The organism is Photobacterium gaetbulicola (assembly GCF_003025515.1).
In the GTDB taxonomy this organism is placed as follows: Bacteria; Pseudomonadota; Gammaproteobacteria; order Enterobacterales; family Vibrionaceae; genus Photobacterium; species Photobacterium gaetbulicola.
The window spans coordinates 35,312-51,269 of record NZ_PYME01000018.1; the positions used below are offsets into that span (position 1 = coordinate 35,312).

Sequence of the window (15,958 nt, forward strand, 5' to 3'; positions counted from 1 at the left end):
TGGAATTTACATAGCACTGACGGTTGTGTCCGGTTGTTTACACACTGTAAATAACCATTAATTTCATTAATGTAAACGATGATTGCGAACGGTTTGAGCCATGCGGATTGGATAAGTAAAATCACGGTACGATTGGAGTAATGTATGACAGAACAACGTACAGAATTATTCGCGGCCAGAGAGTTGGGATCGGGGTTTGAAGCCGAACCGACGTCGCACCTGACGGTGACGCTTCAGCCCGGCCAGCATTTGGCGATTAGCGGGCCATCTGGCTGTGGAAAATCCAGCCTATTGCAGGTTATCGCTGGTTTGCGTCCGCCTTCTTGCGGTGAAATCCACTGGCAACAAACCACGATAAAAGAGCAGAACCTGTCTTGGTGGCGGCAGCAGTTCTGCTATCTGCCCCAGCAAGCGGTGATGGGCGGGGACACGATTTTGCAGGCTTTGATGCTGCCTTGGCACCTTAAAGCCCTGGCCCTTCCGGAACCTTCCCATGAGCGATGTCTGCAGGTATTGGCATCGTTGGGTATTAGCCATTCTCTCGAGCAGTCGACCAGCAAACTATCCGGTGGGGAGAAGCAGCGTCTGGCGATTAGCCGCGCGCTGCTGATGGATCGCGCGTTGTGGTTGATGGACGAGCCGACCTCGGCGTTGGATCCTGCCAGCCGTGACAGCGTGATCGCACTGCTTGACCAGTTGTCGCTGACGGTGATCTCCGTATCCCACGATCCGGTCTGGGTGAAATCGGCGCAGCTTCATCATCATATGGGAGGCGGCAATGAGTGAGACTTTGGCGATCAGTAATTGGGCTCTGGCGGGGTTTTACCTGCTGTTTCTCATTCCTCTTGGCCTTTTCCAGCGTTGGGAATTCGGGCTGAGCAAGACGCTGATCTCGGCGGTTTTGCGAATGACGCTGCAGTTGTCGATAGTCGGTATCTATTTGCAGACGCTGTTCGCTTTCCAGAACCCGTGGCTCAATACCTTGTGGCTGTCAGTGATGGTAATTGTGGCCGGGTTCAGTATTTGCCGCCGTGCAGGCGTACCGCCGAAATCTGTGTTACCGGCTGTATTGAGTGGTCATGTCGTTGCGCTGCTGGTCGTTTTGCCCTTGTTATTGGCGGGGGTGATCCAGGTAGAACCTTGGTGGCAGGCACAATATCTGATCCCGGTAGCGGGAATGTTGCTGGGTAACTGCTTGGCCGCGAATGTATTGGCGTTGGAGCGTTGGTACAGCAGCTTGAAAGACAAGCAGGACGAATACCAATTTTACTTGGCGATGGGAGCGCCTAAGCCGGAGCAGCCATTTATCCGCACGGCGGTGAAAGCCGCCTTGGCCCCACAGTTGGCATCGATGACGACGTTGGGAATAGTCAGCTTGCCGGGCATGATGACCGGTCAGATCCTCGGCGGTACCGAGCCCTTGCTGGCGGTGAAATACCAGCTGGTGATCATGGTGGCGATTTTTATCTCGGCCACGCTGTCGGTCACCACGACCCTGACGGTTGCCAGTCGCTCTGCCTTTAATCGTTATGGTCAGTTGATGTATTAATGCGTGCAGGCTATTGAACGTAGATAAAAAAACAGCCGGCATTGCCGGCTGTTTTTTCGAGAATAAGCAATTATTCTGCGATTTCTGCGTTGTGGTAAACGTTCTGCACGTCGTCACAATCGTTTAGCGCATCAAGGAATTTCTCGAATTTCGCTACGTCTTCACCAGCAACTTCAGTCATGGTTTGAGGAACGAAAGAAATTTCTTCAACGTCTAGTGTTACTTCAGGCATTGTCGCAGCTAGTGCGTTTTTCACCTTGAAGAACTCAGTGTGCGGAGCAAATACTGTGATCACGCCGTCTTCACACTCGATGTCAGATACATCAGCATCTTCCATCATTAGGTTCTCAAGTACTGCTTCTTCGTCGTCACCTTTGAACTGGAATACAGCCTGGTGCTCGAACATGTGAGCAGTGGTACCTGGAGAGCCGATTTTTGCGCCGTTCTTAACAAACGCTTGGCGAACATCCATGAATGTACGGTTGTTGTTGTCTGTTAGACAGTCAACGATCACCATGGTGTTACCAGGACCGAAACCTTCATAGCGTGCAGTTGCGAAATCTTCACCGCCGCCACCTTTCGCCTTGTCGATCGCTTTCTCGATAACATGGCTTGGAACCTGATCTTTTTTCGCTTTTTCAATTAGGCGTTTCAGGGAAAGGTTGCTATCAGGATCAATACCGCCGTTTTTCGCACTTACGTAAATTTCTTTACCGTACTTTGAATAAACTTTGATCTTTGCGCCCTGTGTTTTTGCCATAGAGGCTTTACGGACTTCGAAACTGCGTCCCATAGGAATCACTCTCTTTTAGATATTTGGGATTTCTGTTGGAGGCGGATTTTATCAGTAACCAAGGCGGTCTGGCTAGGGGGTATAGGTTGAAAGGCGGGTTGATTGGTGGGGTAGATCAAGATCTGTTTTGAAATTTGAACCAATCTTCTCACTATCGCTAGATTATTCGTGGTGAAAACGGTACAAAGCAAAGGCCCAAGTCAATTGGGAAAAGAGAAAAACAGATAAAAATAAAGAGACGTAATACCAATGAAAATTGTTGCTGTCACCGCTTGCCCAACAGGGATTGCCCATACCTACATGGCCGCTTCAGAGCTGACCAAGGCTGCCCAGCAGCTCGGGGTACAGATGATGGTGGAAACCCAAGGGGCGATGGGAATTGAAAACCAGCTGAGTATTCAGGATATCGGCCGGGCCGATGTGGTCCTGATTGCCTCTGATATCGAAATTGAGCACCGGGCACGATTTACCGGCAGCAAGATCCACTGTGTGACGATCGAAGAGGTGCTCACCGACCCTGTTGGCGTGATTAATCGCTGCAAAGAACTTTGATTGCGTCACGCTATGACTAAACCAGCATGATAATTGAACGCCGTATCACCTTTACCCTTGATGACGAGGGCCTGCCAGCTTGGAAGCTCAACCGGCTGAAAACCTTGGCGGGCTATTTCCGCTCGGTGGTGGTGATCCACAATATTTCCCAGCTCAGGATGGCCAATGTCGAACAGGCGATGCGAATGATAAGCCTGGGCTGTATGCCGGGCGATCTGTGTCAGTTGATGATCGAAGGCTCGGATGCCGAGCTGGCCTGCATGGTGCTGACTGATTTCGTTACCGAGCACTGCCATTTAGTCTGTACTGGCCACCGCCACCTCAGCCAGCGAGAGGCTAAGGCAGAGATTGCCTTGCCTTTTGCCTATGAGCTGAGCCAGTTATTGCCGTTGTCCCAGCTTGGCGCGAGTTCGCTCGACAAAGATGGTGTACTGACGCAAATCAGCCGCCAGTGCGCCCCCGGCCAGTCCGATAAAGCCGCCCGTTTGCTGGAGCAAATGCAGGCGAGGGAGGCTGTGTCGTCAACGGCGATGGGTAATGGTATTGCGCTGCCGCATATCTTGACGCCTGATGTCGAGGTTCCGGTTGTCGTGCTGGCACCGTTGGTGCAGCCTGTCGAATGGGGGGCCAAGCGCGGGCCGGTTAGCTGTGTGGTCGGCTTGGTATTGCCAGCTCCTCCCCTGCGAGAGTATTTGCTGGCGTTTTCTTCTTTTTCCAAGCGGCTGCTGGAGCCTGATTTTTGTCAGCTGTTAACGGAACACTCACGGCCAGAGGTTCTGAAGGCGGTGGTACTCGACAGCTTGTCGCTGCCGTTCCGGTGACCCTCTACCATCAAACGCAATCGCGCTAATCTCTTCCCCGATAATCCGAGGGGGTCATCCCGGTTTTGTTCTTGAACACCCGGTAGAAGTAGTTCACATCCTGAAAGCCGCATCGGGTGGCTACTTCGTTCAGGCGGAAGGTGTACTTTTTCAGCATGAACTTTGCCCGCTCAATGCGTACCCAAGTGATGTAGTCGGCCATGCGCATATGCCCCTGTTGGCGAAACAGGCGCGACAGGTGGTTAGGCGTAATGTTGAAGCGCTTGGCAATGGAATCGCGGGTAATGGGGCGGTGGAAGTTCTCCTGAATATAGATACAGATCCCCTGGTAGAGATCTTCACTGCGCTTTTTATGGGTGTTGCTGGGGGCCGCGAGCATCTGCTGGCAATAGCTCATTAAGGCTTGCAGCAGGTGCTCGTCCATCGGTTTTTGCAGTGGCTCTTTGGAAAGGGCATTGAGCGCGGCAAGGATATGGTCGATGGCAAAGCCGGTCCGGGTTTGGATACTGTGCTTTTGCACATCGTAGAAGTTGGTCTGCCCTTTGGACTTGCTGACTAGGCTGAATCCGAGTTGGCGCTTGCCAAATAGCAGGCTGAGTACCGAGCAATCGGTATCCCAGTTGGGTTTGTTCCAGCTGTTGGGGGGAATATACAGGGCATCACCGGCCATGATCTTCACTTCGGTAATACCATGATCCGGATCTTCCAGCTGGTTGAGGTACTCACCGCTGATGACCATCTCCAGCCGGGGGAAGTTGACCTGGTAACTGAATGGTGGCGGAGTGACATGATCACCGGCAAACCAGATCCGGTTGAAGTGCTCACGCTCGGCAAGCAGGGTTTCGATAAGCTGGTGGAATACTTGGCTCATGGTACTAATTGGTCTTGGCTCAGATGTGCTAGTGGCTGTTATTATCTTTTGCTCTTGTCTCTATTGTCCTTGTTCTCGGCCTGATACCGTGAAGCTGATCACCTAAATTTCTCGTCTCAGGCTGGAAAATCGTGTTACTTAAGTCTAGCTGCTGTTATTTTTTGATTTAATGCATGCACTATTTATGAACCACTACATTGTTTTAAATTGTTGATTTATATTGGCTTTATTGACTTTGCGGGTGGTTGATATAGCTGGGTTTATTATGAGAGTCCGATCACACAACAATACAGGTGTTACAAATGTCCAGTAAATGCTCCTCTGGTACACTATAAGAGGCGTACTAAAAAGCCGAAAATATCCCCAACGGTAAACAGTATGCCGATATAAATAATCAAAGGGGGAACACTCATGATCACCAATCTGATTAATGAGCAGTTGATTTGCCTAGACCTTAAGGCAACGACAAAAGAAGAGGTGTTTGTTGAGATGATCGACATCCTGCACAAGCAGGGTCGAGTCAGTGACAAGCAGCAGTTTTTGGCCGATATCCTTGCCCGCGAAGAGCTGGGCAACACAGGCTTTGAAGACGGCGTAGCATTGCCGCACGCCAAAAGTGCCGCAGTCAGCGAGCCGGCAGTCGCCATTGGTATTAGCCGTAGCGGTATTGAATACGGTGCCGAAGATGGTCTGCCTTCCAAACTATTTTTCATGATTGCCTCGCCAGACGGCGGTGCAAACCACCATATCGAAGTGCTGGCCGAGTTGTCTTCCAAGTTGATTGAAGACGGCTTTATCGATGCTTTCCTCGCGGCTAAATCGGAAAAAGACGCGCTGGCTCTGTTGCTGGAAAAAACAGAAACAGCAGAGGCACCAGCGGCTGAAAATGGTTTCCTTATTGGTGTGACAGGTTGTCCTGCCGGTGTTGCGCACACTTACCTTGCAGCGGAAGCGCTTGAGAAGGGAGCGAAAGAGCTAGGCTACGAAATCAAAGTCGAAACCAATGGTTCTATCGGGGTGAAGAACAGCCCGACAGCCGAAGAAATTGCCCGTGCCGAAGCGATCATTGTCAGCTGCGACAAGCAGGTGGACATGGCTCGTTTTGCTGGCAAGCGCTTGATTAAAACCGGTGTTAAAGCACCGATCAAAGATGCCAAAGGCCTGATTGGCCAAGCCTTGGCGGCTCCAGAGTACCAAGCCTCTGGCGAGGATGCGCCAGTCGAGAAAGGAAGCAAAGTGACTCAGGCGCGCTCTGATCTTTACCGCTACCTGATGAACGGTGTATCGCACATGATCCCGTTCGTAGTAACTGGTGGTCTGTTGATCGCCCTTGCTCTGGCAATTGGTGGTCAGCCAACAGAAGCGGGTATGGCCATTCCTGATGGCAGCATGTGGAACAAGGTACTGGATGTTGGTGTCGTTGCATTCACACTGATGATCCCTATTCTTGCCGGTTATATTGCTTACGCCATTGCTGACCGTCCGGCGCTTGCACCGGGTCTGATCGGTGGCTGGATTGCCAACAACGGTTCGTTCTACGGTGCGGAAGCCGGTACAGGCTTCATCGGTGCTATCGTTGCGGGTCTGTTGGTGGGCTACTTCGTTAAATTTATTGTTACCCGCAACTACCACAAGTTCATCCAGCCGCTGGTGCCAATTATGATTGCGCCTATTACCGGTAGCTTGTTTATCTCGAGCTTGTTCATCTTCGTCATCGGTGCGCCGATTGCGAGCCTGATGGATGGTTTGAACGCGATGCTAACCAGCATGAGTACCGGTAACGTTGTTCTGCTGGGTATCGTTCTGGGTGGTATGGCTGGTTTTGATATGGGGGGTCCATTCAACAAGGTTGCCTTCTTGTTCTCGGTCGGCATGATTGCCAGCGGCCAGACACAATTTATGGGTGCGATGGCATGTGCTATCCCTGTCGCTCCACTGGGTATGGCGCTAGCGACAGTGATTGGTCGCAAGTTCAATATCTTTGAAGAGTCCGAAATTGAAGCCGGTAAAGCGTCTGGTGCAATGGGCTTGGTCGGTATCTCGGAAGGTGCGATTCCATTCGCGGCGCAAGACCCAATGTCGGTTATCCCTGCCAACGTACTAGGCTCTATGGTTGCAGCTGTCATGGCCTTCTCATTCGGTATCACCAACAGTGTTGCTCACGGTGGCCCGGTTGTGGCTCTACTTGGCGCGATGAACAAACCGGTTCTAGCACTGGCGTGTATGGCGGCAGGTGCGGTAGTCACAGCACTGGTAGCTGTTTCACTGAAGAAGATGCGTCAGGCTAAATCACAGCAAACTGCTGTTGCTTAATCCCCCAAGCAATAGTGTTACACAGTAAGGCCTGAGTTACTGTGTCCTGAAGCTCCCTTATCTGAGGGAGCTTTTTGGCTTAGAGGGAGGGGGTGGTTCGTTGATTAACCAAGAAGAATCGATGAAAAGTAATGAAAAACCTCTCATTGCAGGTGGTTTTTGGTAGTATGCGCTGCTGGTATGCGATTAACCCAGAGTGTTAATCGGATTTCATTAGCTCCTCAATAGTCGGTTTGGGGTCTTAATGAAATCTGCATTAGAAATAAGGAAAGCTATGACTACTTCCTCTCGTTTTTATCGTATGCATAACGTAATTCAGGATTATGCATGGGGCAGCACCACATCGATTGGCCAGTTGTTTGGTATCGAGAACCCTGAAGGCAAGCCGCAAGCGGAGATCTGGATGGGCGCGCACCAAAATGGCTGTTCGCAAATTGAAGTCGATGGCAAACCGACACTGCTATCTGACTTTATTGAGGCTGACAAAGCGAACCTGATCGGTGCTGATACAGCCGAGACATTTGGTGAGTTGCCATACCTTTTCAAAGTGCTGGCTGCAGAAAAAGCCCTGTCAATTCAGGTTCACCCGAGCAAAGCCCAGGCTGAGGCGGGTTTCGCTAAAGAAGAAGAGCAGGGTGTACCTCGTACGGCAGGTAACCGCAACTACAAGGATCCCAACCATAAGCCTGAGCTGGTTTATGCTCTGACACCTTACCAGGCCATGAACGGTTTCCGCGAGTTTGGGCAAATTGTCTCTTATTTCCGTGCCTTGGAAATTGAAGAAATTCATGCGTTGGTTGCAGCGCTGGAAGCAAATCAGAACGAGCAAGGTCTTGAAGGTTTCTTCGAAGCTATGCTGTCGTTGGACGGTGAAGCGAAAGAGAGCAGCGTGGCCAAGCTACTGGCCTATGCCGACGCGCACAAGGATGAAGAATTGTTTGCCCTGATCTTGGACTTGGCAGAGCAATACCCTGGTGATATCGGTCTGTTTGCCCCGCTGATGCTGAATACCCTGACACTGCAGCCGGGCGAAGCCATGTTCCTGGATGCGTGTACGCCACATGCGTACATTAAGGGCACGGGATTGGAGATCATGGCAAACTCCGACAACGTACTTCGCGCAGGCCTGACGCCAAAATATATGGACGTGCCTGAGCTGGTTGCGTGCACCCGCTGTCAGCCAATGCCGTTCGATACTTTATTGCTGGCCCCGCAGACTGAAAATGGCGCATTGCACTACCCAATCCCTGTGCCTGACTTCAAGTTCAGCGTTTACCAGCAGGCGGACAATGTAGAGCTAGAGACAAGCAGTGCAGAAATCCTGCTGGCGGTAGATGCGCCATTGACCGTCGCTCACATCGACGGTGAATCAGTGACTATTGGCAAAGGTGAATCAGTCTTTATTCCGGCCAATACTGGTGCTTACCTGGCGAGCTCTGAAGGTAAATTTGCCCGCGCCTACAACTAGGTGTGGTACATTTGAGCGAATTGCGGGATTGTTGCTCGGTTGGTGAAGTGCAGTTCGAAAAGCCCTTTACATCAATCGGATGAGCTCGTACCATACGCCGCACTTACGGAGAGATGGCTGAGTGGTTGAAAGCACCGGTCTTGAAAACCGGCATACGTTAATAGCGTATCTAGGGTTCAAATCCCTATCTCTCCGCCACATTCGAAAGCCTCGTCAAACGACGAGGCTTTTTTGTATTTCTTGGGTTCTGAGTAAGGGATTTGAATCAAATCCGCCATACCCAGAGCGCTCCGCCACATTCGAAAGTCTCGTCAAACGACGAGGCTTTTTTGTATTTCTTGGGTTCTGAGTAAGGGATTTGAATCAAATCCGCCATACCCTGAACACTCCGCCGCATCGACTTTCTATGATAGATTTTACCTATTAAATCGATAAGCATAATCTGCGTGACCTATTTCCTTATAGTGGCATAATGAACTCATCAACAGGGAGCAATGAAGAAAAGGCTCCAGTTGCAACAAAGACTTATCAATATTTAGGGAATTCATTATGTTCGAATCAAAAGAAGGCCAAGCGGTACCACAGGTTACCTTCCACACTCGCCAAGGCGATCAGTGGGTAGACGTGACGACAGAAGAACTATTTGCAAACAAAACGGTTATCGTCTTTTCACTACCGGGCGCATTCACCCCAACTTGTTCTTCTAGCCACCTGCCTCGCTACAACGAGTTGGCATCAGTTTTTGCAGAGCACGGTGTTGATGACATCCTGTGTGTTTCTGTCAACGATACGTTCGTGATGAATGCATGGAAAGCTGACCAAGAAGCTGAAAACATCACTTTCATCCCAGATGGCAACGGCGACTTCTCGAAAGGTATGGGCATGCTAGTTGCAAAAAATGACCTAGGCTTCGGTGATCGCTCATGGCGTTACAGCATGCTGGTTAAAGATGGTGTGGTAGTGAAAATGTTTATTGAAAACGACGAGCCGGGCGACCCGTTCAAGGTTTCAGACGCAGACACTATGCTGTCTTATGTTGCTCCAGAGCACAAACTACAGCAATCAATCACGGTATTTACTAAGCCTGGTTGTCCATTCTGTGCCAAAGCGAAGCAGAACCTCATTGACAATGGTCTGAACTACGAAGAAGTGATTCTAGGCAAAGACGCCACAACTGTTAGCCTGCGTGCAATCTCTGGCCGCAGCACGGTGCCTCAGGTATTCATCGGTGGTCAGCACATCGGTGGCAGCGAAGAGCTAGAAGCTTTCCTTGCCAAGTGATTGCTGAGCTGAAATAGCCGCGAACTTACCGCCGCTCTATCCGCACAGTAAAAAGCCAAGTAGGGTTATCCCTACTTGGCTTTTTTGATATTGGTGCAAATGCAGTGAATGGGCTAGCGGCGTGGACGGCGGCCGCGTGATGAACGCTCTTTGTGGGCTGATGCTGCTTTGGCCTGTGACTTCAAGATCGATTCCACCGTTAGCTCCATCGGCTCTTTGGGTTTAAGGCCGTGCGGGAAAGTGCGGGCACGTGGGGGGAGATCGTATTCTTCTGCGGAAGCACGTGGCATGCGCTTGAAACGGTAAAGGTAGAAGTTCTCGAGCTTCTCTCTTGCCCAAGCCGTCTTCTTTAGATACTTCACACTGCTCGCAATCGATGGGTTGGTATGAAAACAGTTGATTCGCATTGCCGTATCCAGGATCTCCCAACCGTAGTAGTCCACCAACTCTTGCAGTAAGGTTTCTAACTTAAGACCGTGCAGTGGGTTGTTCTGTTGTAATTCAATTCTTTCTTCATCGGTCATCATAACGAGTTCCTAAGTATCTAACTTAACCAAGATTGGTTGGGCTATGTGGTATGGGCTCGGGATTCTAGCAGAGTTTTCTAAGCTCATATACCGCGTTATTGTTTCTTGATTTAGAGCCACTAGATCTTCAAAACAATGCCTTATCTATAAGCTTATAAATTCTCGCTGAACCTGTATCTTGAAATAGCTTGGGTATAGTCATATGCCAGTGGGCTTGGAGAGTAAATAACTAAGGTGATGATTAAGGCCGTAGATTCCATTTATTTATTGTTACCGTGTGGTAATGGTTATTTGTATCTTTCCCGTATTGTTCGTTTTTGTGCAATAAGTAAAATGGCCTCATCAAAAAGAGGGGCCGATATGAAAAAAACGATTTTTAATAACTTCCGCTACATTGGCTGGATAGTGATCTTTTGTTCCATGCTGGGGTCGATGCTACTAATCATGATCGGTGCGTCGAAAGCGTATTCTGCCTTTGATGTCTTCATTTTCAATGCCACACCTCAAGCTGAGTTAATGCATCTCGACAAAGCGGATATTGCCATTAGTTACCTGATTAAATCCTTAGATACCTTCTTGGTTGCCCTGGTGTTGTTCATTTTCTCTCACGGTGTATTTACCCTGTTTATCTCGGATAAAACAGCCGATGAGCAGCAGAGTACACAGGTGCTGAAGTGGATCAAAACCCCGAATATTGGCCATTTAAAAAACATTTTGGCTGAAGTCATCATTGTGATTTTGTTTGTGAAGTTCCTAGAGCTGGTATTGGTTAATTTCAATGACCTGAGTTGGAGCATATTAGTGTTGCCCGCATCCATTCTTCTCTTGAGCCTAGGATTGAAATTCCTTGAATTGGGACAACACGAACAAGCAGGGCACTGATCCTGCTTGCTTCCATCTTTTGTCACCCCGTTATGCTAGCGGGTGAGCAAGTATACTTAACGTGTCTAAATAGATTAGGGGGTTATCATGGCTAAGGGATCGTTCATTTTGCATTCCAACTATCCACCATCGGGTGATCAACCTGAAGCAATAGCACGGCTGATATCTGGCTTGGAGAGTGGTGCCACCCACCAAACGCTACAGGGGATCACAGGTTCCGGAAAAACCTTCACCATGGCCAATGTGATCCACCGTGTGCAGCGCCCTACCTTGATACTTGCCCATAACAAAACACTGGCAGCACAGCTGTATAGCGAAATGAAGCGCTTCTTTCCTGAAAATGCCGTGGAGTATTTCGTCTCCTATTACGATTACTACCAGCCAGAGGTCTATATTCCGGCCAGTGATCGCTTTATCCGTAAAGACTCCGCGATTAATGAACACCTTGAAAGGCTACGTCTATCGACCACCAAGTCCTTGATTGAGCGCCGAGATGTTATTGTCGTTGCTTCGGTTTCATCGGTATATGGATTGGGGGATCCCAATGACTATCGTGTTTTGCAAATACCACTTACCGTGGGGGCACATATCGAGCGGGAAGACTTTATTCGCCGTCTTGAGCGCCTGCAATATACGCGTTGCGAGCGCACCATTGAACGGGCAACATTCCGAGTGCATGGTAATTGGGTTGATATCTTCCCGGCAGACTCAGAGCATAGAGCGATCCGGGTTGGCTTATTGAGTGACACAGTAGAAAGTCTGCAGTGGATTGATCCCCTAACCGGAAAACAACTTGGTAAAATCGAACATTATTTTGTTTCACCAAAAACGTTGTATGCCACACCGCGGGATAAGATCCTAACGGCCAGTACAGAAATACTTCGTGAGCTGGAAGAACGGGTTGCAGAGCTTAACGGTGAAAACCGCCTTGTCGAAGCGGCACGCCTCTATGAGCGTGTTATGAGTGATGTCGAAATGATGCAGCAGCTAGGTTATTGCTCCGGGATTGAAAACTACTCCTGTTATTTGAATGACCGGGATCCCGCTCTGCCACCAACGACGTTGCTTGATTACTTACCGAAAGATGGCTTGCTGTTTATTGATGAGTCTCATGTGATGGTTCCGCAAATCTCAGCCATGTACCGGGGGGATCAAAGCCGAAAAGAAACCTTGATTGATTACGGTTTCCGCTTGCCGTCGGCGAAGAACAACCGGCCTTTAAGCTTTAAAGAGTTCGAAAAAATCAAACCCCAAACCATCTTTGTATCGGCGACCCCTGGTGATTATGAATTGAATCGTTCACAGGGTGAGGCAATTGAGCAAATTATTCGCCCGACCGGCCTGCTTGACCCTGAGGTGGAGGTAAGGCCGTCAGCGGATCATATCGATAATTTGCTGGGGGAAATTTCGCAGCGAGTTGATAAGAATGAACGGGTACTTGTGACCACGTTGACGAAGAAAAGTGCGGAGGATCTTAATGACTTTATGGTTGAGAAGGGGATCCGCGTGCGTTATTTGCACTCTGACGTAAAAACGGCTGATCGGGTCGATATCATTAATGGTTTACGGGCGGGTGAGTTTGATGTCTTGATTGGTATTAACTTGTTGCGTGAGGGATTAGATATTCCAGAAGCCTCGCTCGTGGCTATCCTCGATGCGGATCATGCCGGGTTCTTACGTTCGGTACAGGCCCTGATCCAGATAATTGGCCGGGCTGCGCGCAACGCTAACGGTAAGGCTATTTTATATGCCGATAGAGTGACCCCCGCCATGCAGCAGGCGATCAATGAATCAAGCAGCCGCAGGCAGCGCCAAGTGCTCTTTAATCAAGCTCATGGGATCACGCCGATGTCATCGTTGCGCAAGCAGACGTCAGAGCATGAAGCACCACAGGAACAACAAACTCACTCGGTTGCGTTTTGTGAAAACTTATCTGTTTTGTGTCAGCAGATCACCGAAAAAGAACAACATCTGCTTGCGGCCGTGGACGCCAGTGATGCACAGCAGATCAATGAGATCCGAGTTCAGCTAGATGAGCTCTACCGTCAGTTCATTTATATGTAATATGGCACTTGGCAAGACAGCCCTTTAAGCCTCCCATTACCTTAAAGGGCTACCTTGTTGTTATTTCCGGCAATGTTACGCTTACCTGCTTACCTTCATTGACTCTTTTTTGAACTCTTCAAGCAACTTCTTGCCTTGGCTGTCATCACTATAGATACTGAACCCAAGTACATGGAGTAAGCAATAGGAAAGTTTAGGATGAGCGAAAAAGTAAAAAATGCACTGGTGTGGTTAAAGGAAATGCTCGATTCGCAGCAGGTGCAGTTCCAGATCGTTGGCGGCCTTGCTGCAACCATTCATGGTGGTAGCAGGGAGGTGGCGGATATTGATCTATACATTCGAAGGGTTGATGCCGACAAAATCCTACCATTGGTACGTGCCTATATTTCTAAGCCTCTAGCCCACTATGTTGAAGGTGGATGGGATTTGCAATATTTTCAATTGAGCTATCAGGGGCAGAAAATTGAAATCGGTATGTCTCCCGGCACCAAAATAAAAGCAGCAGGCAGTGGTAATTGGATTGAGCTCAAAACGGATTTCTCTCAATCTGTTGTTGGGAGTTATTTGGGCGTTGAAGTGCCCACGATCCCTGTTGTCGAGTTGATACGATACAAGCGGGTGTTGGGTAGAGAGGTCGATCTCATTGATATCAATGAGCTGACCGGTGGTTCTGCGTCAACATCCACGTAGGTTGCGGCTATTCGCCGCAGGCCTTTTCGACGTGTTTGGCATCAGATTATTGTTTTCCACACAAAGTTAAGCATTTATTGCCAACAAGTACGAGCCATCCCATCAGCCTCGCCTTTGGGGATGGCTCGTTGGCTTTGTGTGCAGTGGTCAATGAGTCTTAGTTGCTGCTCGGTTAGAGAGCCATTGCCTGCCTATGTAACCGACTGGATTTATACGCCAGTCCAGAGCCGCACAGTAGAATGAATCCACCAATTCCGAGGAATATTGCGGCATCACGCCATGTATCGGCTGAAATAGCAATCAAGCTAACCAGTATCCCCAGCAGCGTCAAGGCACGCCCCATGAAGATCCCGTTGGTATGATCAATAGGGCTCTGCTCCTCTTGGCTCATTGGCATGGCGAGCAGCTGGCGAATATCTTGCGTATTACGTTCGGCTCGGGACAGCCAAGGTGTCAGCATGAAGAAACCACCAGTGAAAATGAGATGTGCGATGAAAGTGGCGGCAATCTTAAAATCGACATGCTCTCGCGCAGTCAATGTATAGTCGAACAAGGCGGCTACCCACTCGACCTTGAAGCCGAAATGCATGAACAGGGAAACTGCCAAACCGACCAAAATCGTTGCCCATCCCGACCAGCCCGGGGTGCGCAGGTTAAGCAGGGCCAAGAAGGATGGGATCGACAGTGGCATCTGAATCATGGCGGTGAATAGCATCATGATGTCGAACAGGCTGTAGCCTTCCAGCCGAGCAAAGAAAAGGGCAACGGCACAGGCCATGACGCCCGTCAGCAGGGTGGCCATTTTGCCAATCAGCATTTGTTGCCTGTCTGTTCCTTGGGGATTAACCAGTGAGAGGTAAATATTGTTTACCACGATACCAGCATTGCGGTTGAGTGCCGTGGTCATTGGGGAAACGGTAGCAGCCAGCATAGCCACCATCACCAGACCTAGCAGGCCGTTTGGCATATAGTGGTCGATGTAATACAGATAGGCGGCATTATCCGCGCTGGCACCCAGGTTCGGGTAACTGTCGACCAGATTAATATCCAATGAAGCGACAAACCACGGTGGTGAAAACCATAGTAGAGGCGCAAACAAGAAAAGTACTCCGGCCAAGGTTGCTGCTCGAGTGGCTTCTTTTTCGTTGCGGGTGATCAAGAACCGATAGCTGCTCAGCGCATTGTTGGTATTGAGGGTTTGGCTAAAGAGCACTGCACCTATCCACAGAACAAAAATCTGCCAGATGGCAATATCTTCGCCCATGATGGTATGGGATAGAGAGTCGACAGGGAGTACCAAGACTTCTTTTGCGGCGGTGAAACCGACAACCAGCGTGATGGCGATGAGTAGAACCAACTGAATCACATTGGTGGCAGAAACGGTCCAAACACCACCGGAGACAGCAATGAAGGTGACCAGTAAACTGATCCCAACGATAGTAACGTCAATGCTGATGCCAAAGGTCGCCGATAAAAAGGCCCCAAGCCCGTTAAGCCAAATGCCGGCTCCGATAAGGGTGATAGGAAAGCTCAGCCAGGTAAAGGTTTGCTCGGAAGATTTATCGAACCTCAACTTGATCACATCCATGGCGGTGGCAACTCGCAAACGGCGATAGCGTTTGGCAAAGTATAGCGCCGAGATGAAAAAACCTAGGGCATTCCCCCAGAACACAAACATGATACTCAGCCCATCGGCATAGGCTTTCGCGGCAGCACCGGTAAAGGTCCAGGCAGAAAACTGGGTCATGAAAGCTGTTGCGCCAGCCATCCACCAAGTCATGGCACTGCCACCCTTGATGAATCCTTCCGCGCTAGTGGCCTGATGCCGAAAAGCTTGTGTCACTTTGATGATAAAAACAAAGTATAGGGCGATCATGGCCCAGTCTAGATATGTCAATGCCTGTACCTGCTTGTGGAAAAGTTCCTGGAGGGGTTATTGGAATTGTATTTTACTTTTTTGGAAATATTGATTCAAATTGATCTCGGGGTTTCATGATCACAAACAAAGCAGTTTTCAGGTGGTACGTGATAGGAGGAGTAATTAATTATTTGAAATGTTTCTATTGTGGTTTCGATAGTCATGTCATTGTTGTTAGTAGGTGGGATTCTCTATTTATTGCTCTTTAAGTCTTGTATTACAGGATATT

Annotated in this window: 14 protein-coding genes and 1 tRNA gene; 11 read left to right on the plus strand and 4 right to left on the minus strand. The window is 49.4% G+C overall.

Annotated elements, in window-relative coordinates; all coding sequences use genetic code 11:
• The first annotated feature begins 144 nt into the window (after positions 1-144).
• Together C9J03_RS16200 and C9J03_RS16205 are read left to right on the plus strand one after the other, a co-directional pair.
• Positions 145-786 (plus strand): ABC transporter ATP-binding protein, encoded by a 642-nt coding sequence (locus tag C9J03_RS16200; protein WP_044620592.1) that lies wholly within the window; start codon positions 145-147, stop codon positions 784-786.
• Positions 779-1,549 carry an ABC transporter permease gene (locus C9J03_RS16205; protein ID WP_044620593.1) on the plus strand — a complete coding sequence of 257 codons (771 nt, stop codon included), beginning with the start codon at positions 779-781 and terminating at the stop codon, positions 1,547-1,549. The genes C9J03_RS16200 and C9J03_RS16205 overlap by 8 nt, the downstream gene beginning before the upstream one ends.
• A gap of 70 nt (positions 1,550-1,619) precedes the next feature.
• Here C9J03_RS16205 and C9J03_RS16210 read toward each other — a convergent pair whose 3' ends face one another.
• Complete coding sequence (locus C9J03_RS16210) at positions 1,620-2,342, minus strand: YebC/PmpR family DNA-binding transcriptional regulator (RefSeq protein ID WP_044620594.1); 723 nt, start codon at positions 2,340-2,342, stop codon at positions 1,620-1,622.
• Between the two features lie 249 nt (positions 2,343-2,591).
• Here C9J03_RS16210 and C9J03_RS16215 point away from each other — a divergent pair, with 249 nt between their 5' ends.
• Positions 2,592-2,894 (plus strand): PTS fructose transporter subunit IIB, encoded by a 303-nt coding sequence (locus tag C9J03_RS16215; protein ID WP_044620595.1) that lies wholly within the window; start codon positions 2,592-2,594, stop codon positions 2,892-2,894.
• A 26-nt stretch (positions 2,895-2,920) separates the two neighbouring features.
• Positions 2,921-3,715: a PTS sugar transporter subunit IIA gene (locus tag C9J03_RS16220; protein ID WP_052829557.1), complete on the plus strand. Its 795-nt coding sequence runs from the start codon at positions 2,921-2,923 to the stop codon at positions 3,713-3,715.
• Positions 3,716-3,740: 25 nt separating this feature from the next.
• Here the strand turns inward: C9J03_RS16220 and C9J03_RS16225 are convergent, their stop codons facing one another.
• Positions 3,741-4,586, minus strand: coding sequence for a helix-turn-helix domain-containing protein (locus C9J03_RS16225; protein ID WP_039457415.1), 846 nt, complete (start codon positions 4,584-4,586; stop codon positions 3,741-3,743).
• Between the two features lie 411 nt (positions 4,587-4,997).
• On the opposite strand from C9J03_RS16225, the gene C9J03_RS16230 reads away from it, so the two are divergent.
• From C9J03_RS16230 to C9J03_RS16245, 4 genes are all read left to right on the plus strand, one after another.
• The gene (locus C9J03_RS16230; RefSeq protein ID WP_044620596.1) at positions 4,998-6,899 is read left to right on the plus strand and encodes a PTS fructose transporter subunit IIABC; all 1,902 of its coding nucleotides are present in this window, start codon (positions 4,998-5,000) and stop codon (positions 6,897-6,899) included.
• A gap of 274 nt (positions 6,900-7,173) precedes the next feature.
• Positions 7,174-8,367 carry a mannose-6-phosphate isomerase, class I gene (gene manA, locus C9J03_RS16235; RefSeq protein WP_044620597.1) on the plus strand — a complete coding sequence of 398 codons (1,194 nt, stop codon included), beginning with the start codon at positions 7,174-7,176 and terminating at the stop codon, positions 8,365-8,367.
• Between the two features lie 107 nt (positions 8,368-8,474).
• Positions 8,475-8,565, plus strand: a tRNA-Ser gene (locus C9J03_RS16240).
• 351 nt (positions 8,566-8,916) lie between these two features.
• The gene (locus C9J03_RS16245; RefSeq protein ID WP_044620598.1) at positions 8,917-9,648 is read left to right on the plus strand and encodes a glutathione peroxidase; all 732 of its coding nucleotides are present in this window, start codon (positions 8,917-8,919) and stop codon (positions 9,646-9,648) included.
• A 113-nt stretch (positions 9,649-9,761) separates the two neighbouring features.
• Here the strand turns inward: C9J03_RS16245 and C9J03_RS16250 are convergent, their stop codons facing one another.
• Positions 9,762-10,172 (minus strand): VF530 family protein, encoded by a 411-nt coding sequence (locus C9J03_RS16250; protein WP_197078573.1) that lies wholly within the window; start codon positions 10,170-10,172, stop codon positions 9,762-9,764.
• Positions 10,173-10,535: 363 nt separating this feature from the next.
• Between C9J03_RS16250 and C9J03_RS16255 the strand changes: the two genes are divergently transcribed.
• The 3 genes from C9J03_RS16255 (at position 10,536) to C9J03_RS16265 (ending at position 13,811) form a co-directional block, all read left to right on the plus strand.
• Positions 10,536-11,057, plus strand: a complete 522-nt coding sequence (locus tag C9J03_RS16255; protein ID WP_044620600.1) for a YqhA family protein — start codon at positions 10,536-10,538, stop codon at positions 11,055-11,057.
• A gap of 87 nt (positions 11,058-11,144) precedes the next feature.
• Positions 11,145-13,121, plus strand: coding sequence for an excinuclease ABC subunit UvrB (gene uvrB / locus C9J03_RS16260; protein ID WP_044620601.1), 1,977 nt, complete (start codon positions 11,145-11,147; stop codon positions 13,119-13,121).
• A gap of 198 nt (positions 13,122-13,319) precedes the next feature.
• The gene (locus tag C9J03_RS16265; RefSeq protein WP_044620602.1) at positions 13,320-13,811 is read left to right on the plus strand and encodes a hypothetical protein; all 492 of its coding nucleotides are present in this window, start codon (positions 13,320-13,322) and stop codon (positions 13,809-13,811) included.
• A 172-nt stretch (positions 13,812-13,983) separates the two neighbouring features.
• On the opposite strand, the gene C9J03_RS16270 is transcribed toward C9J03_RS16265, so the two are convergent.
• The gene (locus C9J03_RS16270) at positions 13,984-15,708 is read right to left on the minus strand and encodes a sodium:solute symporter family transporter (RefSeq protein WP_107291729.1); all 1,725 of its coding nucleotides are present in this window, start codon (positions 15,706-15,708) and stop codon (positions 13,984-13,986) included.
• Positions 15,709-15,958 lie beyond the last annotated feature (250 nt).

What these genes read in the sequence shown, in the direction of transcription:
- C9J03_RS16215 (WP_044620595.1), top strand. Translation starts at nt 2,592, where the DNA reads ATGAAAATTGTTGCTGTCACCGCTTGCCCAACAGGGATTGCCCATACC.
- C9J03_RS16265 (WP_044620602.1), top strand. Translation starts at nt 13,320, where the DNA reads ATGAGCGAAAAAGTAAAAAATGCACTGGTGTGGTTAAAGGAAATGCTC.
- C9J03_RS16255 (WP_044620600.1), top strand. Translation starts at nt 10,536, where the DNA reads ATGAAAAAAACGATTTTTAATAACTTCCGCTACATTGGCTGGATAGTG.
- C9J03_RS16230 (WP_044620596.1), top strand. Translation starts at nt 4,998, where the DNA reads ATGATCACCAATCTGATTAATGAGCAGTTGATTTGCCTAGACCTTAAG.
- C9J03_RS16220 (WP_052829557.1), top strand. Translation starts at nt 2,921, where the DNA reads ATGATAATTGAACGCCGTATCACCTTTACCCTTGATGACGAGGGCCTG.
- C9J03_RS16200 (WP_044620592.1), top strand. Translation starts at nt 145, where the DNA reads ATGACAGAACAACGTACAGAATTATTCGCGGCCAGAGAGTTGGGATCG.
- C9J03_RS16245 (WP_044620598.1), top strand. Translation starts at nt 8,917, where the DNA reads ATGTTCGAATCAAAAGAAGGCCAAGCGGTACCACAGGTTACCTTCCAC.
- C9J03_RS16205 (WP_044620593.1), top strand. Translation starts at nt 779, where the DNA reads ATGAGTGAGACTTTGGCGATCAGTAATTGGGCTCTGGCGGGGTTTTAC.
- C9J03_RS16210 (WP_044620594.1), bottom strand. Translation starts at nt 2,342, where the DNA reads ATGGGACGCAGTTTCGAAGTCCGTAAAGCCTCTATGGCAAAAACACAG.
- C9J03_RS16225 (WP_039457415.1), bottom strand. Translation starts at nt 4,586, where the DNA reads ATGAGCCAAGTATTCCACCAGCTTATCGAAACCCTGCTTGCCGAGCGT.
- C9J03_RS16250 (WP_197078573.1), bottom strand. Translation starts at nt 10,172, where the DNA reads ATGACCGATGAAGAAAGAATTGAATTACAACAGAACAACCCACTGCAC.
- uvrB (WP_044620601.1), top strand. Translation starts at nt 11,145, where the DNA reads ATGGCTAAGGGATCGTTCATTTTGCATTCCAACTATCCACCATCGGGT.
- manA (WP_044620597.1), top strand. Translation starts at nt 7,174, where the DNA reads ATGACTACTTCCTCTCGTTTTTATCGTATGCATAACGTAATTCAGGAT.